Annotated in this window: 23 protein-coding genes; 11 read left to right on the top strand and 12 right to left on the bottom strand. The window is 67.9% G+C overall.

The window, feature by feature from the left end; translation table 11 throughout:
• Nucleotides 1-23 precede the first annotated feature (23 nt).
• Nucleotides 24-1,364, top strand: coding sequence for a glucosylglycerate hydrolase (gene ggh / locus ACSVDM_RS16330; protein ID WP_067497672.1), 1,341 nt, complete (start codon nucleotides 24-26; stop codon nucleotides 1,362-1,364).
• Here ggh and ACSVDM_RS16325 read toward each other — a convergent pair.
• The 4 genes from ACSVDM_RS16325 to ACSVDM_RS16310 form a co-directional block, all read right to left on the bottom strand.
• A complete protein-coding gene (locus ACSVDM_RS16325) occupies nucleotides 1,361-2,032 on the bottom strand; it encodes a pentapeptide repeat-containing protein (protein ID WP_439265906.1) in 672 nt (223 codons plus the stop codon). The genes ggh and ACSVDM_RS16325 overlap by 4 nt on opposite strands.
• A 135-nt stretch (nucleotides 2,033-2,167) precedes the next feature.
• Complete coding sequence (locus tag ACSVDM_RS16320) at nucleotides 2,168-4,216, bottom strand: PhoX family protein (protein WP_439265904.1); 2,049 nt, start codon at nucleotides 4,214-4,216, stop codon at nucleotides 2,168-2,170.
• Nucleotides 4,217-4,339: 123 nt separating this feature from the next.
• Nucleotides 4,340-5,140: a hypothetical protein gene (locus ACSVDM_RS16315; RefSeq protein ID WP_439265902.1), complete on the bottom strand. Its 801-nt coding sequence runs from the start codon at nucleotides 5,138-5,140 to the stop codon at nucleotides 4,340-4,342.
• 47 nt (nucleotides 5,141-5,187) lie between these two features.
• Nucleotides 5,188-5,700 carry a lipoprotein LpqH gene (locus tag ACSVDM_RS16310; protein WP_439265900.1) on the bottom strand — a complete coding sequence of 171 codons (513 nt, stop codon included), beginning with the start codon at nucleotides 5,698-5,700 and terminating at the stop codon, nucleotides 5,188-5,190.
• 147 nt (nucleotides 5,701-5,847) lie between these two features.
• Between ACSVDM_RS16310 and ACSVDM_RS16305 the strand changes: the two genes are divergently transcribed.
• The 4 genes from ACSVDM_RS16305 to ACSVDM_RS16290 all read left to right on the top strand — a co-directional run bounded on the left by ACSVDM_RS16305 (nucleotide 5,848) and on the right by ACSVDM_RS16290 (nucleotide 11,400).
• Entirely contained in the window at nucleotides 5,848-7,353 is a 1,506-nt protein-coding gene (locus tag ACSVDM_RS16305; RefSeq protein WP_439266107.1) for a hypothetical protein, read from the top strand.
• The gene (locus tag ACSVDM_RS16300) at nucleotides 7,353-8,429 is read left to right on the top strand and encodes a hypothetical protein (protein WP_439265898.1); all 1,077 of its coding nucleotides are present in this window, start codon (nucleotides 7,353-7,355) and stop codon (nucleotides 8,427-8,429) included. Before ACSVDM_RS16305 ends, ACSVDM_RS16300 begins: the two co-directional genes overlap by 1 nt.
• Before the next feature lie 48 nt (nucleotides 8,430-8,477).
• Nucleotides 8,478-9,989, top strand: coding sequence for a tetratricopeptide repeat protein (locus ACSVDM_RS16295; RefSeq protein WP_439265896.1), 1,512 nt, complete (start codon nucleotides 8,478-8,480; stop codon nucleotides 9,987-9,989).
• Between the two features lie 193 nt (nucleotides 9,990-10,182).
• Nucleotides 10,183-11,400, top strand: a complete 1,218-nt coding sequence (locus ACSVDM_RS16290) for a CHAT domain-containing protein (protein WP_439266105.1) — start codon at nucleotides 10,183-10,185, stop codon at nucleotides 11,398-11,400.
• A gap of 182 nt (nucleotides 11,401-11,582) precedes the next feature.
• On the opposite strand, the gene ACSVDM_RS16285 is transcribed toward ACSVDM_RS16290, so the two are convergent.
• From ACSVDM_RS16285 to ACSVDM_RS16265, 5 genes are all read right to left on the bottom strand, one after another.
• Nucleotides 11,583-11,879, bottom strand: coding sequence for a hypothetical protein (locus tag ACSVDM_RS16285; RefSeq protein WP_067497651.1), 297 nt, complete (start codon nucleotides 11,877-11,879; stop codon nucleotides 11,583-11,585).
• 84 nt (nucleotides 11,880-11,963) lie between these two features.
• A complete protein-coding gene (locus ACSVDM_RS16280; RefSeq protein WP_357150704.1) occupies nucleotides 11,964-12,689 on the bottom strand; it encodes an amino acid ABC transporter ATP-binding protein in 726 nt (241 codons plus the stop codon).
• A 40-nt stretch (nucleotides 12,690-12,729) separates the two neighbouring features.
• Nucleotides 12,730-14,526, bottom strand: a complete 1,797-nt coding sequence (locus ACSVDM_RS16275; protein WP_439265893.1) for an ABC transporter substrate-binding protein/permease — start codon at nucleotides 14,524-14,526, stop codon at nucleotides 12,730-12,732.
• 79 nt (nucleotides 14,527-14,605) lie between these two features.
• Complete coding sequence (locus ACSVDM_RS16270; RefSeq protein WP_067497643.1) at nucleotides 14,606-15,400, bottom strand: LLM class F420-dependent oxidoreductase; 795 nt, start codon at nucleotides 15,398-15,400, stop codon at nucleotides 14,606-14,608.
• 45 nt (nucleotides 15,401-15,445) lie between these two features.
• Nucleotides 15,446-15,781, bottom strand: a complete 336-nt coding sequence (locus ACSVDM_RS16265) for a hypothetical protein (protein WP_439265891.1) — start codon at nucleotides 15,779-15,781, stop codon at nucleotides 15,446-15,448.
• Nucleotides 15,782-15,898: 117 nt separating this feature from the next.
• Between ACSVDM_RS16265 and ACSVDM_RS16260 the strand changes: the two genes are divergently transcribed.
• The gene (locus ACSVDM_RS16260) at nucleotides 15,899-16,981 is read left to right on the top strand and encodes an ABC transporter ATP-binding protein (protein WP_439265889.1); all 1,083 of its coding nucleotides are present in this window, start codon (nucleotides 15,899-15,901) and stop codon (nucleotides 16,979-16,981) included.
• Between the two features lie 55 nt (nucleotides 16,982-17,036).
• Here the strand turns inward: ACSVDM_RS16260 and ACSVDM_RS16255 are convergent, their stop codons facing one another.
• The gene (locus ACSVDM_RS16255; RefSeq protein ID WP_439265887.1) at nucleotides 17,037-17,561 is read right to left on the bottom strand and encodes a winged helix-turn-helix transcriptional regulator; all 525 of its coding nucleotides are present in this window, start codon (nucleotides 17,559-17,561) and stop codon (nucleotides 17,037-17,039) included.
• 92 nt (nucleotides 17,562-17,653) lie between these two features.
• Here ACSVDM_RS16255 and ACSVDM_RS16250 point away from each other — a divergent pair, with 92 nt between their 5' ends.
• The 5 genes from ACSVDM_RS16250 to ACSVDM_RS16230 all read left to right on the top strand — a co-directional run bounded on the left by ACSVDM_RS16250 (nucleotide 17,654) and on the right by ACSVDM_RS16230 (nucleotide 21,348).
• Nucleotides 17,654-18,823, top strand: a complete 1,170-nt coding sequence (locus ACSVDM_RS16250; protein WP_439265885.1) for a thiolase family protein — start codon at nucleotides 17,654-17,656, stop codon at nucleotides 18,821-18,823.
• Nucleotides 18,824-19,022: 199 nt separating this feature from the next.
• The gene (locus ACSVDM_RS16245; protein ID WP_439265883.1) at nucleotides 19,023-20,009 is read left to right on the top strand and encodes an o-succinylbenzoate synthase; all 987 of its coding nucleotides are present in this window, start codon (nucleotides 19,023-19,025) and stop codon (nucleotides 20,007-20,009) included.
• A gap of 88 nt (nucleotides 20,010-20,097) precedes the next feature.
• Entirely contained in the window at nucleotides 20,098-20,529 is a 432-nt protein-coding gene (locus ACSVDM_RS16240) for a MarR family winged helix-turn-helix transcriptional regulator (protein WP_439265881.1), read from the top strand.
• A gap of 8 nt (nucleotides 20,530-20,537) precedes the next feature.
• On the top strand, nucleotides 20,538-20,960 hold the full coding sequence (locus tag ACSVDM_RS16235) for an organic hydroperoxide resistance protein (protein ID WP_378670410.1): 423 nt from the start codon (nucleotides 20,538-20,540) through the stop codon (nucleotides 20,958-20,960).
• A gap of 136 nt (nucleotides 20,961-21,096) precedes the next feature.
• Nucleotides 21,097-21,348 (top strand): hypothetical protein, encoded by a 252-nt coding sequence (locus ACSVDM_RS16230; protein ID WP_439265879.1) that lies wholly within the window; start codon nucleotides 21,097-21,099, stop codon nucleotides 21,346-21,348.
• A 7-nt stretch (nucleotides 21,349-21,355) separates the two neighbouring features.
• Here ACSVDM_RS16230 and ACSVDM_RS16225 read toward each other — a convergent pair whose 3' ends face one another.
• A complete protein-coding gene (locus tag ACSVDM_RS16225) occupies nucleotides 21,356-21,898 on the bottom strand; it encodes a TIGR04338 family metallohydrolase (RefSeq protein WP_439265877.1) in 543 nt (180 codons plus the stop codon).
• Nucleotides 21,895-22,692, bottom strand: coding sequence for a DUF2786 domain-containing protein (locus ACSVDM_RS16220; RefSeq protein WP_439266103.1), 798 nt, complete (start codon nucleotides 22,690-22,692; stop codon nucleotides 21,895-21,897). Before ACSVDM_RS16220 ends, ACSVDM_RS16225 begins: the two co-directional genes overlap by 4 nt.
• Between the last annotated feature and the right edge of the window lie 178 nt (nucleotides 22,693-22,870).

The raw sequence follows: 22,870 nt of genomic DNA, 5'->3' as shown, positions 1-22,870 counted from the left end.
CTGCTCCGCCGCAGAATAGGGAGATGACCGACCCGGGTTTCACCCCCACGCAGCTCGCGGCACGCGCCGCCTACCTTCTGCGCGGCAACGACCTGGGCACCATGACCAGTGCCGCGCCGCGCCTGTATCCGCACATGTGGAGCTGGGACGCGGCGTTCGTCGCGGTCGGGCTCGCGCCGTTGAGCGTGGAGCGGGCGGTCGTCGAACTCGACACGCTGCTATCGGCGCAGTGGAAGAACGGGATGATCCCGCACATCGTGTTCGCCAACGGTGTCGACGGGTATTTCCCCGGGCCCGCGCGTTGGGAGTGCCGCAGGCTGGCCGCCAACGCCCCCGAGGGACCCGACACCTCCGGCATCACCCAGCCGCCCGTCCATGCCATCGCCGTGCAGCGCATTCTCGACCATTCGCGCAGGCACGGGCGTTCCACGCGGGCGGTGGCGCAGGAGTTCCTGAATCGGCGGTGGCCGGATCTGGTGCGCTGGCACCGGTGGCTCGCCCATGCGCGCGACCCCAAGGAGAACGGCCGGATCACGCTGTACCACGGGTGGGAATCCGGCATGGACAACTCGCCACGCTGGGACCGTGCCTACGCCAATGTCGTTCCCGGCGTGGATCTTCCGCCATATCGCCGGGCCGACACCGTCGTCATCTCCGACCCGACCCAACGACCGAGCGACCGGGAGTACGACCGGTACCTGTGGCTGGTCGAACAGATGCGGCGCGCCAACTACGACGACTTCCAGCTCACCTCGGTGATGAGTTTCGCCGTGGAGGACGTGTTCGTCTCCGCGATCTTCGCACTGGCCTGCGAGGTGCTCGCCGATATCGGCGAGGAGTACAAGCAGCCGCATTCCGATGTGCGGGAACTGCACGGCTGGGCGGCGCGCTTCCGCAAGGGTGTGGCGGCCACGGCCGACGAACGGACCGGTGCCGCAAAGGATTACGACGTGCGGTTGGGCCGGTGGATCAACACCGAGACGCTGGCCATGTTCGCGCCGCTGATCTCGGGCGGCCTGTCCCGGCCCGCCGAACGCGCCCTGCTCAACACCTTCGAGGGCCCACGCTTCTGCGGCCACCCCGACCTGCGCTACGCCCTGCCACCGTCGACTTCCCCCGTCGCCAAGGACTTCCGCCCCCGCGAATACTGGCGCGGCCCCGTCTGGCCGGTCATGAGCTGGCTGTTCTCCTGGGCCTTCGCCCGCCGAGGCTGGGCCGAACGCGCCTACCTCCTGCGCGCCGAAGGCCTCCGCCAAGCCGCCGACGGCAGCTTCGCCGAGTACTACGAACCCTTCACCGGCGCCCCGCTCGGCAGCATGCAACAGTCCTGGACGGCCGCCTCGGTCCTCGACTGGTTGGGCTAGCTTCCGAGCTCCACCGTGATGCCAAGCTCGCGGGCCAGTGTGGCGGCCAGCGTTTCGAGGTCACCACCCTGGATCGTCGCCCCACGCAATGCCGTGACCCCGTAGATGCCGGTGAGATCGCAGTCTTCGAATCGAAGGTCCTGCTGGATGCGGGCGCCGGTGAACCGGGCACCCGCGAGATTGCAGCGTTCGAAGCGCACATTGCGGAAGTCGGTGCGCTGGAAGTCGGCCTGGCGCAGATCGCAGTCCCGGAAAACAACCTTGCTCAACCGGGATTCGGCGAACGAGGCCATGTCGGCTCGCGTCGACTCTACGAGCACGTCACGCAGAACCCCTGCGGTCCACGACAACCCGGTGATCCGGCCGTTGCCGACCACACTCTCGAACATCGAGGAATCATCGGCCTGCACATTCGCCAGATCGCACACCTGCAATTCCGATTCCGCGATAGTGGCCTGCCGCAACAAAGTCGGAAACCGCACACTCACGAACCGGCACCCCTCGGCCCCGAACCCGTACACCTGCGCATCGGCGAAATCGACGTCCCGATACTCGACCCCGGAAACCTCGCGTTCCCCCACCGGATCGTCATCGGGCGAAACCGCGGCCCGCAGCTCCCCCAACACCGCGACCCCCGGCTCGAACCGCACCCGCCTACCCACCTTCACACCACTCCCATCGCCGCCGTGCGCCCCAACATACGTCCAACCACCGACGAATCCTGATCCGGCGCCGATGACATGACAAAGCCGCTACCCGCCCAGTCGGGTAGCGGCTTCGTCAGCAGATCGGTGTCGGCGGGGTCAGACGCCGATGCGACCGCCGTTCTTCTTCCAGACCACCGCGACCGACGGGCGGGGTTGGGTGGTGCCGCCATCGGGCCAGTTCGACAGGGGCTTGTCGACGGTGGCGTCGTCGGACTCGCCGGGGTGCTGGACGGAGACGATGACCTGCTTCTCGGTGATGATCGGGCCGCAGGTCTCGCCGCCGCGGGGGACGGTGAGGAACTGTTTGGTCTCACCGCGGTTGGGGCCGTCGAGGACCACGGCGAACAGGCCGTCGTTGGACTTCAGGGCGTTGCCGTCGGTGGAGATCCACAGGTTGCCGTACGGGTCGAAGGCCAGGTTGTCGGGGCAGGAGATGGGGCTGACCTTGGACTTGTCGAAACCGCTGAAGTAGGTGTCGGCGGCGGCGGGGTCACCGCAGACCAGCAGCAGGGTCCAGGTGAACTCGGTGCCGGTGTGGTTGTCGGTGAGCTCGAGGACCTGGCCGTTCTTGTTCAGCTTGCGCGGGTTGGCCTCGTCGGGGCCCGGCTTGCCTTCCTCACCGCGCTTGGTGTTGTTGGTCAGCGCCACGTACACCTTGCCGGTCTTCGGGTTCGTCTCGAAGTCCTCGGGGCGGTCCATCTTGGTCGCGCCGACCTTGTCACCGGCCAGGCGGGTGAACACGGCGACCTCTTCGGCCGACATGCCGTCGACGAACGACTTGCCCTTGCCGTCGGCGCCGGTCTCGAGCAGGCGGATCCACTCACCCTTACCGGTGAAGCCGCCGGTGGGGACCGTGCCGGAACCGTCGATCTCGGCGGCATGGTCGCCGGTGAGCTTGGCGACGTAGAGGGTGCCCTCGTCGAGGATGGTCATGTTGTGGCGCATGCTCGACGCACCGACGCCCGGCTGCACCTTCTTGGCGGAGACGAACTTGTACATGTAGTCGAAGCGCTCGTCGTCACCGCTGTAGGCGACGACGCTGCCGTCGGCGGTGACGTGGATGGTGGCGGCCTCGTGCTTGAAGCGGCCGAGCGCGGTGTGCTTCACCGGCGCCGAGGACGCATCCCACGGGTTCACCTCGACGACGTAACCGAAGCGGTTGACCTCGTTGAGTTCCTGGGTGAGGTCGAAGCGCGGGTCGAAGTTCTCCCAGCGACGCTCCGACGCGCCGCCCTCGATGCCGTAGCGCTTCAGCTTCTTGGCGACGTCGGCGTCGGTCACCTTCTCGGCGTTGCCGAAGTACTGGTTGAAGTTCTCTTCGCCGGAAAGCACTGTGCCCCAGGGGGTTACACCACCGGAACAGTTGTTCAACGTGCCGAGCACCTTGGTACCGGTCGGGTCTGCCTTGGTCTTCAGCAGCGCGCTCCCGGCGGCCGGACCACGCACCTCGAACTCGGTGGTCGCGGTGATGCGGCGGTTGTACTTGCCGAACACCGGCTTCAGCTGACCCGATCCGGCCTGCCCGTGCACCTCGACGACGCTCAGGCCGTGCGAGGCGAGGGCGATCTCGAACTGCTCGCGGGTCGGCGCGTCCTTGTTGTAGCCGCGGAACATCATCGGCTCGGTGCTGTACTCGTGGCTCACGACCAGCACGTACTTGTCGGCCTCGCCCTCGATGGGCAGCAGGCCGGCGAAGTCGCAGTTGTAGCCGAACTGCTGAGCGGCGGCGGCCGGGGTCTGCTTCTCGAAGTCGAAGGCGGGCGCGCCCTCGATCACCGCGTCACCCCAGCGGATCAGCACCGACTGCTCGTACCCCTCGGGGACGACGACGGCGTCTTCCTTGTTCGGCGCGACGGGCGTGAAGCCGGTGCCGGTGCCGGGCGAGCCGACCGAACCGGTGTCGGAGCTGTCGTCGCCACAGGCGGCGAGCATGCTCGCGGCGCCGACGGCGAGCACCGCCGCGGCACCGCCCTTGATGAGTCCGCGACGGTTCAGCCGGGCGACGATGTCACCGAAGTACTCGCCGTCGGAGGTGTTGGGGACCTCGTGGAAGCAGGCGTTGCCACACTTGTATTCGCAGGTGATGGCCGAGCGTGACGACTGACCGTCGTGGGTGACGAAAAGGGCGAGCGGTTTCAGACTCACGATTACTCCTGATTAGTGCGGTTTCCGGCACGGTAGGCAGCGCAGGCGAGGCGTCGGGAACGTGGAGGTGAACGCACGACCAAAACTCGGCGCGTGGGCAGCACGCGCCGAGTGGGTGGTGGGTCAGGCATTGATGGGCAGTGAGATCACCACCTCCTGTTCGTCGCTGGGCAGGTAGTGGACGCCGATGATGCGTCCCACCTGCACCGATCCGATCGCGGTCGGTGGCAGGTACTTCTCGGCGCTGGTCTGGAAGGTGCTGCCGTCGGGGCGGGTGACGACCAGCCCGAGCACCACCTCGGTGTAGCCGCCGCGGATGCGACCGGGCACATCGAGGCTGCGGACCACCGCCTGGGCAGCGATGCCGCGTTCGGCGATGTCGAGCTTGTCGCGGGTGGTGATGCCCTTGCGGATGAGCGATTCGTTCATGGCGCGCTGGGCGGCGCCTGCGTCGCCGGAGCGGTCGACCTCCACCTTGTCGGTGCGGCCGGGCAGGTATCGCACCGGCAGGAGCACGCCGGGGCGCAGCAGGGCCAGTTCGGTGAGCGGCACGATCATCTTCGCGTGGGAGTCGAAGGTCTTGCCGTCGGCGCCTTCGACCCGGAATTCGATCCGCACCTGCGGCTGGTCGTTGACCGACACCCCGGTCTGGCGGAACGAGGTGATGGTGCCGATACCGATCTCACCGCTGCGGAACTCCGAGCTGTTGTGACCGGTGAAGGCCTCGAAGATGCCGTCGCCGGTGAAGGCGAAGACCATCGGCACGATCGTCAGCGCGATGATGGGCAACGCCATCTGCGGGCCGACCCAGCCGAGCATGGTGCCGGTGAATTCGTCGGGCGTGTAGGTGAGGCCGTAGTAGAGGTAGTAGCCGATGGCCAGGATTCCGAAGGCGACCGCGGCCGCACGCAGCTTGGATTTCATGATTCTCCTCGGGATGGATGCGACCGGATCGCGATCAGGGGGTCGGGTCAGCCGACGATGGTGGAGCAGGCGAAGGTGATGTCGAACTTCACCGTCGACGGGCCCGCCAGCGGGTTGGTCATGTCGGGGGCGCCGACGCCCTCGCCGGTGACGCGGAAGGTATTGCCGTCCTTGGCGAGGGTGGCCGAGCCGCCGGGCTGGCCGTTGCCGTAGCCCACCGCGTACGGCATGCCGCTCGATCCGCCCTGGCTGCCCGCGATGGCGACGGCCTGCACCGTTTCGCCTTCCAGCGTGGCGCTCACCGAGAGGCTGCCGTAGGTGGCGTTGGCCGTATCGGTGAGGGCGAGCGCCAGGGTCCCGCCCTGCTTGGCGCAGGTGGTGTCGAACTTCGCGGTCAGTTCCTTGCCGTCGACGCTGGCGGTGGACTTGCCCGCGGCCGGCGCGGGGGCGGCGGTGCTCGACGGGGTGCTGGTGGAGCTGCCGGTGTCGCTGCAGCCGGTGACGAACAGGGCGGTCGCGGCGGAGGCGGCGGCGAGGGTGGCGATCAGCTTGGTGTTCATGGTGTTTCCGTTCTCTCTCGATGTGAGCGGGTCGGTGAACCCGTTGAGAGAAAGGTAGAAATCCCCCGCCGCCTACCGATCCCAAGTTTTCCCTCGGACAGTCGGCTGACCTGCGGTTACCCTGGTCGAATGCGAAGACCCCGCGCCATGGTGCTCGACGAGGTGTGGCGCGGGCTCGACGGTGTCGACGCCTTGAGCGGACCACAGGGTGCGCCGTTGCGGCGCACCGTGAAACTGATCCTCGATCCGCTGGTCATTCGACCGATGCAGCATCCGCTGTGCGCGGGCAGCGTTCTCGACGCCGACGGTGTCACCTTGCTGACGTCCCTGGTACTCGCGCGTTCCGATGCGCTGCGGGCGTGCGCGAGCTGGTTCACCGTCCTCAAACAGGCGCGGCGCGCTTTACGGATCACCGAGGGAAACGCACAGGATCTTTACTTCCAGCGATGCTTCGAGCTGGCGACTCTGCACGGCGAGCCGGGAGCGGATGCCCGTGAGCGTGCCGCCGCGGTGCTGCGCGAGGTACACGAGGGAACGGGCGGGCGCACCACGACGGCGCTGAAAAACCTGGTGACCGAACCGAACCGGCTCGCCCAGCTGACATCGATTATCGATTCCGCTTGGCGCACACGGCCATTGGTGAACTCCGGTGCGCGCGACCTCGCCTCCTCGCTGATCGAACTACTCGACGCGAGCACTCTGGCCCGCGAGGGCGACCCCGCCGACGCCGGGCCGCTGCTCGACGAGTTGATCGAGGACAAGGTGGGCACCCACCGGGGCATCGCGCTGTGGCGCGCGCATCCCAGGTACGGAGCCGACGACCTGGGCCTGACCGTGCACGAGTGCCCTCAACGCCCCGTAGTCGGCGCCACTGCCTCGACCGCCACCCTCGCGCTCCCGTTCGACCGGAGTATCTACGAACGTGTCTTCACCGTTCTGCACGGCAGCATCGACCGGACCGATCTGCCCGATCTGCCGACGTTGGTGAGCACCGAGGTGACCCGGAGTTGTTCGCCGTGGGGGTTGCTCGACGAGTCTCTTCGCGTGACAGCGGCGGCTGGTTGCGAACTGGCCCTAGGACTTTCACCGTTGGGTGCGGTATCTCTGGCGCGGACCCTGGTCGCAACAGAGTTGTCCGGCGTTCATGGAGACCGCAGCGAACGGTCTGCGGAATCGGCGCAGGATGGACCGGATGCGGGACTACATGCCGGAACTACACTCTCGGCGGAGAGCAGGGTGCGGGGTCCGGTCGGCACGGATGGCGGGGCTGCCCAGTGCGGCTCGAAGGGGCAGTGGGCGGACGCCGGCGAGCCCGGCCTCGGGTCGCGGGCGCACGCGGTGGTGAACGCGCGATGGCGGCGAGAAGCGTACGTCCTGCAAGCGCGGCGCTACTCGGTGCACCTCGGTGAGGCGGTGAGTGGACCACTGGCGGTGGTCGCCGCTGAACTGCGGACACCGTGGCGGCCCTACCTGCGCAGACTGTGGGTTCGGTTGCACGGACGTGACGTTCGGGAGCTGGCGGTGTTCGATCCGGTCGAGCTGTGGGATCTGCTCGACGGGGTCGCGCGGTCGGTGATGCTCGACCATCGGACGCGAGTGAAGCAGGCGCTCACCGTGGCCCTGGACGACGTCGAGGAAGCGAGGGCCAGTTGATGATTCGGCTCAGTCGCTCCGATGGTCTGCTGACCATCACTCCTGGTGAAACTCCGCTGGTCACCGACGCCCTGGCGCCCTTGGACGCGATGGTCCTCGAAGTTGTTGGTGCACACCTCAGTTGGAGCGTGCTCGATGATCGGCAGCTGCCTGCTGCTGTGCTCGACGATCGCGAAGCCGCGCAGGAGTGGCTGTGGGCGGTCTATGGGGAGAATGTCGCGATCGCAGTGGCAGACGGGGTGGACGGCGAAATCGCCGCTGAATCGGTTCGGCCTGAGCTGGTTGCCGCCTTGCGGCGACTTGCGTACGCACACTGGGCTTCTCGATGGTGGCCTGCGTCGACTGTCGATGACATTCCGGCTCTCGACCCGCTCCTGCTTGACGATGAAATCGGGCAGCTCAGCGAGATGTGTGAAATGGTGCTTGCGGATTCGGAGCTTCTCTCACTTACTCCGAGTGATGGCGACGGGCCGATCGACAATTCCGCGGAGCTGAGTCCTCGACGTATCGCAGGCCCAGAGGCGAGCTCCCAACAATCTCGCCCGGTCTTCGAATCCTCCACTCGTGCCGATGATTACGCGCTTGCCGCAGGCGGGAAGCAGCCCGGCGACGGGCTGATCGTCGCACATGGGAGCGGCGATTGGGACTGGCGGCGATGTCCGCCTGGCATTCTCGACGCGGGCGCCGAGGCGCTGTCCTGGACGGTCACCCGGACCTCGGGCATTTCGACAGCGCGGGTCACGGTGGTCGCCGCGCCGGACTGTCCACGGCACATTCCCGAGCACCTTCGTCCACATGTCCGGCTCGACACGGACAACCGAACCGCTGCCGCCGACACAGCCGAGCTGCATCTGCGGACGGACAGCTGGTCGGCGGAGATACAACTGCCCGAGAGCGCAGAAACCTTCACAACTCTCACGGTTTTCGTTCCTGGTCTCGGCCCCGCGACCACATATCCCGACGAGTCCGCCATGCGTGCGCGCATCCGCGATTTCGCCCGCAGCCGGCTAACCGGACAGGCGGGTGACCTGTTGGCCGCCGAATCCGCAGCCGCGGAATCCGATGACGACTTCTGATGCGCGCACGGATCGCCGAGCGCGCCCGGACGACAAGGAGCCGATGCGATGGCAGCGACCGGTAGAACATCGGACGGCGACGACGACCAGCTCGCCGCGGGCTACGCGGCCTACCAGCGTGGTGACGTGCTCGGGGCGCTGGAGATCTTCGAGCGCGCCGCGCAGGACGCGCCGCCCCGACTGCGCAGCGCGGCGCTGATCAATGCGGCGAGCATGGCCGACGAGCTGGGTGAACATCGGCGGTCGGTGAGCCTGATGCGGACCGCGCTTGCCGTGCTGCCCGCCGACGCGGCTCATCAACGACCGGCCGCCCTGGTCAATCTCTCGCAGGCCTACCAGCACCTGGGTGAGCTCGATTCCGCCCAGGAAACGCTGGAAGAGGCCCGGTCGCTGCTCGCCGACGGCACCGACCAAGGCCTGTTGCCGGTGGCCTGCCTGCTCTCGCTGACGGCGGTCGCACTGCACCGCCAGCAGTGGGCGCGGGCCCATGAGCTCGCCGCCGAGTCGCTCGACGTGACCCGCCGGTTGGCGCCCGAACTGATCGGTCATCCGTTGATGAATCTGGCGGGCGCGTCGTTCGAGATCGGCCGACGTGAGCTGGCCGTCGACTTCGCGAGGCAGGCGCTGGCCGCGTTCGAGGCGGCGGGCGATGCCGCGGCCGTGGCCGAAACCCAGCAGAACCTGGCCATCATGTTCGTGCGGTCGGGCCGCTACGACGATGCCGAGGAACCGTTGGGGACCAGCCAGGGATTCTTCGAGGGCGCCGAGCTAGAGCATCGCGCGGGTATCGGCGCGAAAACCTACGGCTACCTGGCCGAAAGCAGGGGCGACTTCGACACCGCGCGGGCCCGATATCGGCATGCGCTCGACTGTTTCGACAAGGCCGGTGCGGTGCTCGACGCGGCCGATGTGCGGTTGCGGCTGGCCACCGTCGCCGCCGCCGAGGACGACCTCGCCCTCGCGGAGGAACTGCTCGCGATGTCGTTCGAGGTCTACGCCGAATACGGTCTCGGAATGCACTGCGCCCAGCTCGACTACTGGCACGCCGAATTGCTGCACCGGACGATCGCGGCCGACGCTCATCCCGATCCGGCCACACTGTCGCGCGCGCTCACCCTCGCGGTCCCCGCCGCGCTGGCCATCGATGCGGTCCGCCACACTCTGCCCAACGGGAATCAGCGCGAGCACTGGCACCGCACGGTCGCCGAACCCGCCATGCGCCTGGCCTTTCAGTGCGCGGCCCGCACCGGAGACGGACAATTGGTTGCCGACCTGGTCGACAGCCGTTGCGCGGGAACAGCTCTCGATGTCGGCCCCCTGGCCGAAGCGCCCTCGGCCACTCTCGAATTCGAGCTGCTCGACCCGCCCTCACCCGACGACGCGACCCCAGCCCTTCACCTCGGCACCGCCCTCGCCGACGTAGCCGCAGCAGCAGGAATCCCCGTCGCCCCACCGCCCCGCCTCGCCGATAACGGTCGACTCCTCCTGTCCGACTACATTTCCCACGCCGAACAGCGGTACGGCCGGCTGATCCGCGACGAACGGGTGATCGCCCTGTGACCGCCGCACTCCCGAGCGCAGCGAGTGTGCACTCGGCAACTGCGGCGTCGAAGGCAGCCAGTGTGTACCCGGTGGCCCGTCCTCGAACGCCAGCGAGTGCGTGCGCGCCACGGGTCCGTGTCTGCGGCTGTCGACCCCCGAGAGCAATGAGTGAGTGACCGTGAGCATTGAACAGCCGACCACGCTGATCCGGATGGCCGATGCCGGCGACGTCTACGTTTCCTGGCGGTGGGTCGGCGACACTTCGGCGCGCGGGGTGGCGATGCTGCCGCGCGATGATGTGCGTGCGGTGTTGCGACAGCTGGCCGCCGCTGTGCCTGATCCCAGCCGCCCGGACGAGTTCAGCCGGGTGATGACCGAGGGCGCACTGGTCGATCCCGAGGCGGAAAACGCACTGGCGCAGGCATTGTCGCGGGCACTGCTCCCATACGGGCTGGCAGTGCAACTGTACGAACTGTCGCAGCGGGGCATCCGGCCGCATCTGCGGATTCAGCCGTCGCCTCGGCTCGCCCAGGTTCCGTGGGAGATCATCGCGCCCGATCCGGCGATCCGGCTGCTCGATATCGCCGATGTGAGCCTGCTGGCGCCGGTGTCCGTGGTTCGGGCGCCGGATCGAATGGCGCGGCGCTGGAGCGAGACTCGGGATCTGCCGGTGGTGGCAGTGCTGGATCCACGAGTCCCCGGCTTCCGCGCGGACTCCGAGCTCGGGTCCGTGCTCGGCCGCCCGAGTGCGGATTCCATTGTGGCGCAACATTTCAGTACCTACGGCGACCGCATCGTGCCCACGGTCGCCGATCCGGTGGAACTGTTCCGGCGCACCGATCTGGACCGCGACTGGCTGTCCGACGCACTCCGCGCGGGTGCGAGCCGCCTGATCTACGTCGGGCATGTCACCGCGCCTGCACCGGAGTCCGGGGAAAGCGAGCACGCGCAACTGCACCTGACGTGCACCACCGACACCCGCGGTTTCGCGGCGCCGACCCGCTCACACCGCCCGCTGTCGGCCAAGGACCTGCTGCTCGGCACCTACACCCTCGACCCCGCACCGGTCCCCGGCCGCGACCTGTGGCCGATGCCGAGCCGGGTAGCGCTGATCGCCTGCGAAAGCGGTGGCGACCTGCGCTTCACCGAAGCCCTCGGCCTGACAGCCGCCGCCCTGTCGGCAGGCGCCGAACTCGTCACCGCCACCCGCTGGCCACTCCCCACCGACCACGCCTTCCACACCCTCACAGCGACAACCGGCCACCCACTCCAATCCGCCATCCGAGCCGTCGACACCGCCCACGACTCCCCCACCCCGGTATCGACCCTCCTGAACTGGCAGCGAACCCAACTCGCAGCATGGCAAACCACCCCGACCCCCGAGAACTCCCCGCTCCTCTGGTCGGCTTTCGCCACTGTCACCGATTGACCAGCTTGCCTGGTCGGCGACGCAACCACCGCGACCGCTCAACCGGCGATCCCGACCGCAACCCCGGTCTCGGCCGCGACGGGCAGCCTCGACGGCGATGTCTCGGGTTCAGCCGCCCTCGCGTTCAGCGACATCCTCGAAGACCCGGCTGCGGCCGGCGGCACCACAGCGTGCCGGGGCGGTCAGTGGTCGTCGTAGTGCCCGTCGTGGGGTGCGTGGCGGTGACCGTCGTGGATGTAGTCGACGTGGTCGTTGTGCGGGACGGCGACGTGCCCGCAGCCGGGGCCGTGGACGTGGTCGTGGTTGGAGCAGGCGACGTGGGACGAGGGTTCGCACTCGTCGAAGTGGCCCTCGTGTTCGCGGTGTAAGTGCCCGTCGTGGACGTAGTCGACGTGGTCCTGGTGGGGGACGGCGACGTGCCCGCAGGTGGGGCCGTGGACGTGGGTGTGCTGCGGATGTTCGGCGTGCGCGGTGGTCATCTGCTCTCCTCCGGATCGAATCGAGCTTGCAACGCTTCCGACATTAGCAGTTGCGCATGCGTTGCTGCGAGCCCTTCGTGCTGGTCAGAGGACCTGATCGAGGAAGCGGCGCAGACGCGGCGTCTTGGCGTCGTCGAACAGTTCGGCGGGCGCGCCGGTCTCCACGACCTGGCCCTGGTCCATGAACACCACGCTGTCGGAGACGCTGCGCGCGAACCCCATCTCGTGGGTCACCACGATCATCGACATGCCGCCGGCGGCGAGGTCGGCCATGAGCGCGAGCACACCCTTCACCAGCTCGGGGTCGAGCGCAGAGGTTGCCTCGTCGAAGAACATCAGTTCCGGTTTCATGGCGAGGGCGCGGGCGATAGCCACGCGCTGCTGCTGCCCACCCGAGAGCGATCCGGGTCGCGCGTCGGCCTTGTCGGCCAGGCCGACGATCTCGAGCTGCTCCACCGCGAGCGCCCGCGCCTGCTCGGCCGAGAGTCCGCGCAGTTTGCGCGGCCCGAGGGCGATATTGTCGGCGACCGTTTTGTGCGGGAACAGGTTGAACTGCTGGAACACCATGCCGATGCGCTGACGCAAGCGGTCGGGGTTTTCGCGCAGCACCGATTCGCCGTCGAGCAGGATGTCGCCGGAATCGGGCTCGTGCAGGCGGTTGAGCACCCGCAGCAGAGTCGACTTACCGGAACCGGACGGCCCGATGACGGTGGTGGTCCGGCCCGCGTCGACGTGGATGTCGACGCCGCGCAGGATGTGGTTGTTGCCAAGCGTCAGATGCAGGCCGGTACCGGTCAGGGATGCACTCATCGAGCTGTAACTCCTTCGCAAGCGCGGGCGGACGTGGCGGTCATGCGCCCCGGCCTTCCGTGATGACGGCCTGTTCGAGCGGATCGACCGGGGGAACCGGTTTTCCGGTGCGCATCCGGCGGTCGATGTAGTTCACCAGGTGGGTGAGCGGGATGGTCAGCACCAGGTACATCAGACCCGCCGCGACCAGCGGGGACAGGTTGCCGGTCTGGGCGTTGAGGTCGCGGCCGACCGCGAACAGCTCACGCTGGGAGGCGAGCAACCCGAGGAAGTAGATGAGCGAGGAGTCCTTGATGAGGGCGATGAACTGGTTCATCAGCGCGGGCAGCACCCGGCGCACGCCCTGCGGGATCACGACAAGGGTCATCGCCTGGCGGTACCCGAACCCGATCGCACGGGCCGCTTCGAGCTGACCCGGCTCCACCGACTGGATACCCGAGCGGAAGATCTCACCGATGTACGCCGCCGCCAACAGCGCCAACGCCACCGCGCCGAGCCAGTACGGGTTGCCGCCGGTGACATTGCGAACCACCGGGCCGATACCGAGCCCGATCAGCAGGATGATGACCACGGCGGGCAGGCCGCGGAAGATGTCGGTGTACACGCGGGCGGGCCAGCGCAACCAACGGGTGCGCGAGATGCCCATCACCGCGAGCAGCATGCCCAGCACGGTGCCGAGGACACCCGAAACCACGGCCAGGATCAGCGTATTCGGCAGACCCGTCTTGATGAGGTCGGGGATGGCCTTGGTGTAGAGCGACCAGTCGAAGAAGGTGTCCTTCAACTGCTGGATGGTCGATTTCTGCTGTGCCACTTCGGCTTCGCCTGGCTGCTTGCTCGCGGCGATGGCGGCGAAGTCCGGAAGCTCCGGCGCAGGTGCGGCTTTGGAGCCCGGCTTCCAGCCCGGTGGCAGCTCGCGCGGTACCCAGTCGGCGTACAGGCGCGCGTAGGTGCCGTCGGCGATCACCGCGTCCAAGCCCGCGTTGAGGGCGTCGATGAGCGGCTGGTTGTTCTTGGCCACCGCGTAGCCGACGAAGTTGTCGAGGCTGAAGGTGTTCTCCGACACCACGATTCCGTCGCCCGGTTTGATCGCGCCCTCGGCCTGCGCCGACGGGGCGACCCAGGCGTCGACCTGGCCGGATTTGAGGTTCGCGTACGCGGTGTTGTAGTCGGGGAACTTCACCGGGTCCAGGCGCAGCTGGTTCACCACGAATTCGTCCTGCACGGTGCCCTGCACCACGGCGATCCGCGAACCGGCGTTCAGGTCACCGAAACCCTTGATCGCCGAACCCTGCGGCACGACCAGCGAAAAATAGCCGAAGTCGTAGCCGTTGGTGAAGCCGACGAGTTCGCGCCTGGCGTCGGTGGTGGTGATGTTGGACGAGCCGACATCGAAGCGCTTGCCCGCCACCTGGGCGAGCAGCCCGGCGAACTCGGTGCCCGAGAACTCCACCTGTAGGCCGAGTTTCGCGCCGATCTCGCGCAGCAGTTCGTTGTCGAAGCCGGTGAAGGTGCCCTGACCGTTCACGCAGATGCTCGGCGGCGCGTCCGAGAGGGTGCCGACGCTGAGCTTGCCCGGACTCAGCAGGCCGAGTTTGCTGGTGTCGATCGACTCGAGTGGCACCGTGGTCGGGGTCGTGTAGCGGTCGGTGCCCGCCGTCTCGGAGGAAGCGAGGTTGGTCGGCGCCGCGGCCGCCGCGCTCTGGCCGGGAGGTGAGCACAGGTCACCCGTCGACGTCTCGCCACCGGAGCCACCGCATCCGGTCGCGGCCACGCCGACGAGGAGCAACAGCGCGGCAATCCGCGCCCGGGTTCGCACAGCACGCACACCTGCCATGCCGATAGACCCTAATGCCCGCCCGTGTCCCCACTCGCCACCCGCGCCTGGTGTGGTGCATCCGGGCAGGTCAAAGATTTTATGCCAGGCCTTCGAGTAATTCCGGGTTCACTTCGTCGCGCCACTCGATCGCGCGGCGCACCTCGGCGAGGTCGTAGTCGGGACCGGAGACGCCGATGGTGAACAGGCTCACACCCGCCGCGCGCAACTGTTCGGCCTGCGCCCGGCCCTGCCACTGCACCGACCGTTCGATCCGGCTCTCGTCGGTGCCGACGGCGGCCGCGTGCTCGGCCAGGATCTTGTTCTTGTGCGCCAGCGTCTCCACGTCGACGAAGGAATGCCAGATGTCGGCGTACTCGGCGACCAGCCGCAGCGTCTTGCGCTCGCCGCCACCACCGATGAGGATCGGGATATCACGCACCGGTGGCGGGCTGAGCACGCGCAGGCGGGCGGTGAGCCGGGACATGTTGTCCTTCAACAGGTTCAGCCTGCTACCGGCCGTGCCGAATTCGTACCCGTATTCGGTGTAGTCGCGCTGGAACCAGCCCGCACCGATGCCGAGGATCAACCGGCCGCCGCTGATCCGGTCGACCGTGCGCGCCATATCGGCGAGCAGATCGGGATTGCGGTAGCCACCGCCGGTGACCAGCGCACCGAACTCCACCCGCTCGGTCTGCTCGGCCCACGCGCCGAGCATGGTCCAGCATTCGAAATGCGCGCCCGCCGGATCACCGGTGAGCGGATAGAAATGGTCCCAGTTGAAGACGATGTCCACCCCGGCGTCCTCGGCCCGCAACACCGCATCACGAATCAGCCCGTAATCCGGTGCGTGCTGAGGCTGAAGCTGGACTCCGATACGAACTGGACGACTCATACCGTTAGCTCCTCGAGGGCTCGCCGATCTGCTCCGCGATCGAGGCTACTCGGCGTCCGAGATGGTCGCATCGTCGCGCGACACGAGCAGTTGCGAGTCGCGGGCGGCCGCGACAACGAAGAAAGTGGCGCAGAGGCCGGCGATCACGACGGCTGCGTAGGGCACCGAGGTCGCGACCGCTTCGGGGATCGACAGCTTCGGGATCAGGCGGGGGTCGTCATCGAGACCGCTCAGCGCATCCTCGAAAATGCCCACACACATCATGGCTGCCGCGCCCATCAGCAGCAGCAGCCCGACAACGGTGACGACCGTTCCGCTGCGGCGCGGCAACAATGCCAGGCCGACGAGGTTCACGCAGAGGCCGGGAACGAACATGGCCATCGAGGATCCCACGAGCCCGCGCCACGCCCAGCGGTTAATGTGATGGCGCTCGTACCGAAGCACCCGTACTCGGATCGTCCGGCACGTTCCTGCCGGGATGGGAAGAATGATCTACGCATGGCTACCGTGACTTTCGAAGGCGCCACCCGGCTCTACCCCGGCGCGGGCAAACCCGCTGTCGACGCCCTCGACCTCGAAATCGCCGACGGCGAATTCCTCGTTCTCGTCGGGCCCTCCGGCTGTGGCAAGTCGACCTCGCTGCGCATGCTCGCCGGCCTCGAGGAGGTCAACGGCGGGCGCATCCTGATCGGCGACAACGATGTGACCCACGCCGAACCCAAGGATCGCGACATCGCGATGGTGTTCCAGAACTACGCGCTGTACCCGCACATGTCGGTGGCGGAGAACATGGGTTTCGCGCTGAAGCTGGCCAAGGTGTCCAAGGCCGAACGTGACGAAAGGGTGCGCGCGGCAGCCGAATTGCTCGACCTCACCGAGTACCTGGACCGCAAGCCCAAGGCGCTCTCGGGCGGTCAGCGCCAGCGCGTGGCGATGGGGCGCGCGATCGTGCGGCAGCCGCAGGTGTTCCTGATGGACGAGCCGCTGTCGAACCTCGACGCCAAGCTGCGCGTGCAGACCCGCACTCAGATCGCCCAGCTGCAGCGGCGGCTCGGGACGACGACGGTGTACGTCACCCACGACCAGGTCGAGGCCATGACCATGGGTGACCGCGTCGCCGTGCTCAAGGACGGCCTGCTGCAGCAGTGCGCGTCGCCGCGCGACCTGTACCGCGACCCGGCGAATGTGTTCGTCGCCGGGTTCATGGGCTCGCCGGCGATGAATCTGTTCACGCTGCCGGTCACCGACGGCACCGTCACCATCGGCGGCTACCCGGTGCAGGTGCCGCGCGCGGTGGTCGACGCGGGTGCGGGTTCGGTGGTGCTCGGCATCCGTCCCGAGCATCTCGAGGTCGGCGGTCAGGGGATGCAGATGGAAGTGGACGTGGTGGAGGAACTGGGTTCCGACGCGTACGTCTACGGCCGGGCACTGTCCACCGGTGCCAGCGGCACGTCCGGGGAAACCCTTGTGGCACGGGTGGATTGGCGTAACCCACCGGCCAAGGGCGAGCGGCTTTCGCTCACCACCGATCCGGCGAACCTCTACTTCTTCAGCGCCGAGAACGGTCGGCGGCTGCGCTGATCCGCCGCTCGACGACCTGACAAGCCGACCGCATCATCGGTGCGGTCGGCTGTCCTCAGGCACCGGTGTCGTTCGGCGGGCGACCTGCCTTCTTGCGGGCACGCAGGTACTCCGGGTTGACACGAACGCCGAGCTGTTCGAGTTCGACCGGAGTGCCGGTGGGGGTGGTGAGCCGAGCCCGCACCGGCTCGCCGGTCTCGGTGTCGACGCGCAGCAGTGGCGCCGGGCCCGGCTGGAGGTAGGTGTCGCCCCACTGCCACAGCGCCACGACCACCGGGAGTAGGTCCCTGCCCATCTGGGTGAGGACGTACTCGTGCCGGGTGCGCTTTCCTTCCTCCTGGTAGGGGCGCTTTTCCAGGATTCCCGCCGCGGTGAGTTTGCGGAGTTGGCTCGCGGCCGCCGCGTCGGTGATGCCGACGCGGCGGGCGAAGCCGTCGAAGCGGGTGGTGCCGTAGTAGGCCTCGCGCAGGATGAGGACGGCCGAGCGGGTACCGATGAGCTCCATGGCTCTGGCGATCGAACAGCCTTCGGTCTCCCACCTGCTCAGATCGGCCAAGGGTCCTTCCATCACCGCTGCCATAGCCGACATCATACGCCTCCCTGACTTGAGCAGATGATAGTTAGCGTCTAATCTGGCTATTGTCTGATATAGCCAGAGGGAAGAGGACTCCCATGCGAGACGCGGTCATCGTCGAAGCGGTACGCACCCCCATCGGGCGGGGCAAACCCGACGGCGCACTCCACGACGTCCATCCCGTCGACCTGCTCGCGCACAGCCTGCGCGCGGTGATCGAGCGCAGCGGCATCGACCCGGCACTGGTCGACGACGTGATCGGCGGCATCGTGACCCAGGTCGGCGAGCAGGGCGTGAACATGACCCGGCGGGCCGCACTGGCCGCCGGATACCCCGAGTCGGTGCCGGCGACCACCGTCGACCGGCAGTGCGGAAGCAGCCAGCAGGCCATCCATTTCGCCGCGCAGGGCGTGATCGCGGGCGCGTACGACATCGTCGTCGCGGCGGGCGTCGAGTCCATGGGGCGGGTTCCGATGGGTTCCAGTGCGCTCGGGGCCGCCGACCTGTCCGGGGTCGCCTTCGCGCAGCGGTATCCGGAGGACCTGGTCCCGCAGGGCATCAGCGCCGAGCTGATCGCCGCCAAGTGGGGGCTGAGCCGCACCCAGCTCGACGAGTTCGCGCTGAGCAGCCACGAAAAGGCGGCGCGCGCAACCAAAGACGGGCTCTTCGCCGCCGAACTCGCCCCGCTGAACGGGCTGACCACCGACGAGGGCATCCGCGTCGGCTCCACACTGGAGACGCTGGCGAAGCTGAAGCCCGCCTACTACGACCCGGCCATGGCGGCGCGCTTCCCGCGGATCGGCTGGGAGATCACCGCGGCCTCCGCCAGCCAGGTCAGCGACGGCAGTTCGGCCGTGCTCATCATGTCGGGCGAGCGGGCCGAGCAGCTCGGTCTGCGCCCGCTCGCCCGGCTGCACAGCTTCGCCGTCGCGGGCGACGACCCGTTGCTCATGCTCACCGCGGTGATCCCCGCGACCGAGAAGGTGCTGCGCCGGGCGGGCCTCGACCTGTCCGACATCGACCTGATCGAGATCAACGAGGCGTTCTCTCCCGTCGTCCTGGCCTGGGCGCAGGAAACCGGCGCCGACCTGAGCAAGGTGAATGTCAACGGCGGTGCCATCGCCATCGGCCACCCGCTCGGCGCCTCCGGGGCACGGCTGATGACCACGCTGGTCCATGCCCTACACCAGCGCGGTGCCCGTTACGGGTTGCAGACGATGTGCGAGGCGGGTGGGCTCGCCAACGCGACCATCATCGAAAGATTGTGAGTGCGGTCGGCGGCGGCGTCCACGCGAATGCCGCCGCCGACGGCCGTCCTCGGCTACGGCCGAGACCCGTCACCGGTGCGACGTATCCGACCGCGCCCGTTTCTGTGGCCTGGCCTGCGCTCTGACTTCTACGGTCCGGCGGACAAGTAGGCAGAGCAGGTCACCCTGTCCGATACTGCGCAACGCTTAGGGTGATGGCGTGGACTTCGAGACCTTCGTTTATGCGATTCCGCTGCGTACGCGGTTTCGGGGGATCACCGTGCGCGAGGGGATGTTGATTCGGGGGGAGAACGGGTGGGGGGAGTTCTGCGCGTTCCCCGAGTACGACGATCGGGAGGCGGCGGGGTGGTTGGCTACCGCTGTCGAGCAGGCGACGATCGGGTGGCCCGCGCCAGTGCGGCAGCGGGTACCGGTGAATTGCATCGTGCCTGCCGTAGATCCCGAACGTGCGGCGCGAATCGTCCGTGAATCCGGTTGTGCGACAGCGAAGGTGAAGGTCGCCGATCATCCTGATTCGCTAGCCGAGGACCTGGCGCGGGTGGCGGCGGTGCGGGCGGCGCTCGGGGATTCCGGCGCCGTCCGGGTCGATGCCAATGCGGTGTGGGATGTCGAGACGGCGGTGCGGCGAATTGGGGAAATAGATTCGGCGGCGGGCGGATTGGAGTACGTCGAGCAGCCGTGCCGGAGTATCGAGGAACTCGCGGAGGTACGGGCGCGGGTTTCGGTGCCGATCGCGGCCGACGAGTCGATTCGGCGGGCGGAGGATCCGCTGCGCGTCGCGGTGGCGGGGGCGGCGGATGTGGCGGTGCTCAAATGCACGCCGCTCGGTGGGGTGCGGCGGGCGCTCGCGGTTGCCGAGGCCGCGGGGCTGCCGACGGTCGTCTCGTCGGCACTGGAGACGAGTGTGGGACTGGCAGCCCAGATCGCTCTGGCCGGGACGCTGCCGGATCTCGAATTCGCCTGCGGGCTGGGCACTCTCGCGCTGTTCGAAGGTGATCTGGTCGCGGATTCGCTGCGCCCGGTCGACGGGTGGTTGACGGTGCCGACCAGTGCGCCGGAGCCCGATCCGGCGGCGATGGATCGATACCGACATCCGGATGCCGAGCGGGTGCGGTGGTGGCTGCGACGGTACGAGCGGGTGCGCGCGTTACTCGAGGACACGCCGGCGTCCGGCTCCGTTTCGTAGACGCCGACCACACCGGTACGACCACCGACCGGCGAGCACTCGACCTAATTAGTTGTGCACAACTTAATTGTGCGCTACAGTTACCCACATGACCGACGGACTCACCCTCGACGAGCAGCTGTGCTTCCCGCTCTACGCGGCCTCGCGAGCGATGACGGCGGTCTACCGTCCGAAACTGGAACAACTAGGGCTCACCTACCCGCAATACCTGGTGATGCTGGCGCTGTGGGAACGCGACGGCCGCAGCGTCGGCGAACTCGGCAGGGCGCTCGATCTCGACTCCGGCACCCTGTCACCACTGCTCAAGCGACTGGAAGCGACCGGATTCGTGCAGCGCAGACGCGCGGCCGACGACGAACGCCGCGTCGACATCGTGCTCACCGAGCACGGGCGTTCCGTCCGCGCCCGAGCTTGCGCCATCCCCACGGAAATGGCTCGAGCAGCGGGCCTGACCGGCGACGAAGCCGCCGCCCTTCGCACTCTGCTCCGCAAACTGACCGATTCCCTCATCGAGAAATGAGACTCCCCATGCAGGTTCTCTACACCGCCGAAGCCCTTGCCACCGGCGAAGGCCGCACCGGCTCCGCCCGCACCACCGACGGCAAGCTCGATGTGGTGCTCGCCCCGCCGAAGGAAATGGGCGGCGACGGCGCGGGCACCAACCCCGAGCAGCTGTTCGCGGCCGGTTACGCCGCGTGCTTCCACTCCGCGCTGCGCCTGGTCGGCAAGAAGGCAGGCGCGAATATCGCCGACTCGGCGGTGGGCGCGCAGGTTTCGATCGGCCCGAACGACAAGGGCGGCTTCCAGCTCGCCGTCACCCTCGAGGTCACCCTCCCCCACCTCACCCGCGAGGAAGCACAGCAACTGGCCGACCAGGCACACCAGGTGTGCCCGTACTCCAACGCGACCCGCGGCAATATCGACGTCGACGTCCAGGTGGCCGACGACTGATCGGCAACACCCGCGTCGAATCGAGGTCCCGGTGCTCATGTGCCGGGGCCTCGAGCCTTATCTACAAGCGCCCGTTGAGAATTCATTAGTCCCCTTCCCGCACGATCAACTCGTAGCCGAGAACAAAGGGGAAACAATGAAAACAGCAATTGCCGCCGCGATGATCGCCGCGTTCAGCGTGATGGGCGTCGGTGCGGCCGCCGCCGCGACACCCGACATCACGCAGTCGAGTTTCGTCGCAGCTCAGGGATCGCTCGGCGGGGGCGGCGGTGGCGGTTCGACCAGCGGTTCCCCCTGCACGGACAGCAAGTCCTGCACCTCGACCGGTCCGCGCGGAAGCGGACAGGGCGGACGCGGCAGCGCCCCGGGCAGCACCGGGGGCCGGTGATCGAGGCTCACCCGAAGCGGACTCCGCAACCGGCGAATGTCGCCCGGATCAGCAGAGCCGCTTCGGGACCGATCACGCCGTCGACCAATTCCGCATAGCGAGTGCAGAATTCGGGTCCGTGCGACACTTCGTCGGGGGTCGGCGCCAAATGATGGGCGAGTTCGTGCAGAACAACCAGTTCGCGCAGCGCCCACGCGGTGGCGCCGGTATGGAGTGGGACGGCCAGCACGGCAGCGTCACGTTCGTAGTGTGCCGCAGCCGTGCCCGCCCGCGCACGGACCCGCACGGAAATCGCCGCCCGATCCCATTGGGCTCGAACCCAATTCAACGCGAGCACCTTGTCGACATAACTCTGCACCGATTCCACCGACGCGAATCGCCGCTCGACCGGCAAGGTCACCTGTGAACCGTAGATATCGACAGTGCGATGCCCGAATTCCTCGGCGCGATCGAAGACACCGCGCACCAACTGCTCGGCGTCGTACACCCGCGCCCGCTGGGTGTCGCGTCGTGGAGCCGGACCGGAGACATCGTCGGGCTCGCGGTTCATCCCGTGAGTTCGCCGCGTGCGGCGGGTAGTTCGGTGGAGGGGCCGAGGCGGGCGTTGCGGCCCGCCCGGTCGCCCGCCTGCCGGGCCGCGGCCGAATGGCCGGTGGAGGTCTGCGGTCCGCGCCAGGTGCCGCGCGCTTCCGAGGTGGCGGTGTAGAAGTCGGTGAGGGCGAGTTCCTTGTCGCGCAGGGCGAGTGCGGTTCCGGTCGACTCGACCGCCGATTCCTCGGCGACCACCTCGGCCTTCACCTCGGCCAGTCGCGCGCCGATCCGCGCCGCGAACGCCATCTGGAAATTCAGTCGCGCCGTCACACCGGCGACCGGGGCCTGCACCTTGCGGCGCACCGTGCGGCCGAACCGCTTCTCGGTGACCACCTTCACCACCGTGGCCTCGCGATACGCACCCGACTTGATGTAGTGATCCGAGGCCCGCACCATCTGCACAAGCAGACTCGCGTACAGCGCCTCACAGGCGTCGATATCGGCGTCGAAACCGTAGGCGTAGACCTGCGTGGAGGTGCGCGCGACATCGCAGCGCACATCGTTGGCCGTGGCGATGGCGACGAACAGCTGCACGTAGGTGCGCAGCCCCTTCCGCCCCGGCTCCCCGATCGGGATGATCCGCTGCACCGGGGTGGACCTGCGCTCGCGCCGCGCCACATGCGAGCGCGCCACCGCCAGATCGATCGACGACTTCGTCGCGAGCCGTTGCGCTGCCGCGAGAAAGGCCTCGGCCTCGTGTTCGTTGTCGGTGGCCTCGGCCTTGCGCAGCAAACCACCGATCCGGGACAGCATCCGGTCCGGCCCCGCCGACGATGCAATGGTCACTCGATCGAGGGTAGGCCACCACACCGACACACTTCAGCACGCATAACCGCACTACCCGCCACCACATCCCGACCTCGAGGAGGGATCGCCGCGCAGCGGCGGTTCGCGGCCGTCCCGACGATCAGGTGCCGTGGCGTAGGCGACG

The organism is Nocardia sp. JW2, from assembly GCF_051843015.1.
GTDB classification, from domain to species: domain Bacteria; phylum Actinomycetota; class Actinomycetes; order Mycobacteriales; family Mycobacteriaceae; genus Nocardia; species Nocardia coubleae.
The sequence above is the reverse complement of the archived record's forward strand: the minus strand, read 5'-3'. Positions and strand labels throughout refer to the sequence as shown.

Excerpts from the sequence above, each read along its gene's own strand:
- ggh (WP_067497672.1), top strand. The coding sequence starts at position 24 with ATGACCGACCCGGGTTTCACCCCCACGCAGCTCGCGGCACGCGCCGCC.
- ACSVDM_RS16315 (WP_439265902.1), bottom strand. The coding sequence starts at position 5,140 with ATGAAATCCAAGCTGCGTGCGGCCGCGGTCGCCTTCGGAATCCTGGCC.
- ACSVDM_RS16310 (WP_439265900.1), bottom strand. The coding sequence starts at position 5,700 with ATGAACACCAAGCTGATCGCCACCCTCGCCGCCGCCTCCGCCGCGACC.
- ACSVDM_RS16305 (WP_439266107.1), top strand. The coding sequence starts at position 5,848 with ATGGTGCTCGACGAGGTGTGGCGCGGGCTCGACGGTGTCGACGCCTTG.
- ACSVDM_RS16300 (WP_439265898.1), top strand. The coding sequence starts at position 7,353 with ATGATTCGGCTCAGTCGCTCCGATGGTCTGCTGACCATCACTCCTGGT.
- ACSVDM_RS16295 (WP_439265896.1), top strand. The coding sequence starts at position 8,478 with ATGGCAGCGACCGGTAGAACATCGGACGGCGACGACGACCAGCTCGCC.
- ACSVDM_RS16290 (WP_439266105.1), top strand. The coding sequence starts at position 10,183 with ATGGCCGATGCCGGCGACGTCTACGTTTCCTGGCGGTGGGTCGGCGAC.
- ACSVDM_RS16285 (WP_067497651.1), bottom strand. The coding sequence starts at position 11,879 with ATGACCACCGCGCACGCCGAACATCCGCAGCACACCCACGTCCACGGC.
- ACSVDM_RS16280 (WP_357150704.1), bottom strand. The coding sequence starts at position 12,689 with ATGAGTGCATCCCTGACCGGTACCGGCCTGCATCTGACGCTTGGCAAC.
- ACSVDM_RS16275 (WP_439265893.1), bottom strand. The coding sequence starts at position 14,526 with ATGGCAGGTGTGCGTGCTGTGCGAACCCGGGCGCGGATTGCCGCGCTG.
- ACSVDM_RS16270 (WP_067497643.1), bottom strand. The coding sequence starts at position 15,400 with ATGAGTCGTCCAGTTCGTATCGGAGTCCAGCTTCAGCCTCAGCACGCA.
- ACSVDM_RS16265 (WP_439265891.1), bottom strand. The coding sequence starts at position 15,781 with ATGGCCATGTTCGTTCCCGGCCTCTGCGTGAACCTCGTCGGCCTGGCA.
- ACSVDM_RS16260 (WP_439265889.1), top strand. The coding sequence starts at position 15,899 with ATGGCTACCGTGACTTTCGAAGGCGCCACCCGGCTCTACCCCGGCGCG.
- ACSVDM_RS16255 (WP_439265887.1), bottom strand. The coding sequence starts at position 17,561 with ATGGCAGCGGTGATGGAAGGACCCTTGGCCGATCTGAGCAGGTGGGAG.
- ACSVDM_RS16250 (WP_439265885.1), top strand. The coding sequence starts at position 17,654 with ATGCGAGACGCGGTCATCGTCGAAGCGGTACGCACCCCCATCGGGCGG.
- ACSVDM_RS16240 (WP_439265881.1), top strand. The coding sequence starts at position 20,098 with ATGACCGACGGACTCACCCTCGACGAGCAGCTGTGCTTCCCGCTCTAC.
- ACSVDM_RS16235 (WP_378670410.1), top strand. The coding sequence starts at position 20,538 with ATGCAGGTTCTCTACACCGCCGAAGCCCTTGCCACCGGCGAAGGCCGC.
- ACSVDM_RS16230 (WP_439265879.1), top strand. The coding sequence starts at position 21,097 with ATGAAAACAGCAATTGCCGCCGCGATGATCGCCGCGTTCAGCGTGATG.
- ACSVDM_RS16225 (WP_439265877.1), bottom strand. The coding sequence starts at position 21,898 with ATGAACCGCGAGCCCGACGATGTCTCCGGTCCGGCTCCACGACGCGAC.
- ACSVDM_RS16220 (WP_439266103.1), bottom strand. The coding sequence starts at position 22,692 with ATGCTGTCCCGGATCGGTGGTTTGCTGCGCAAGGCCGAGGCCACCGAC.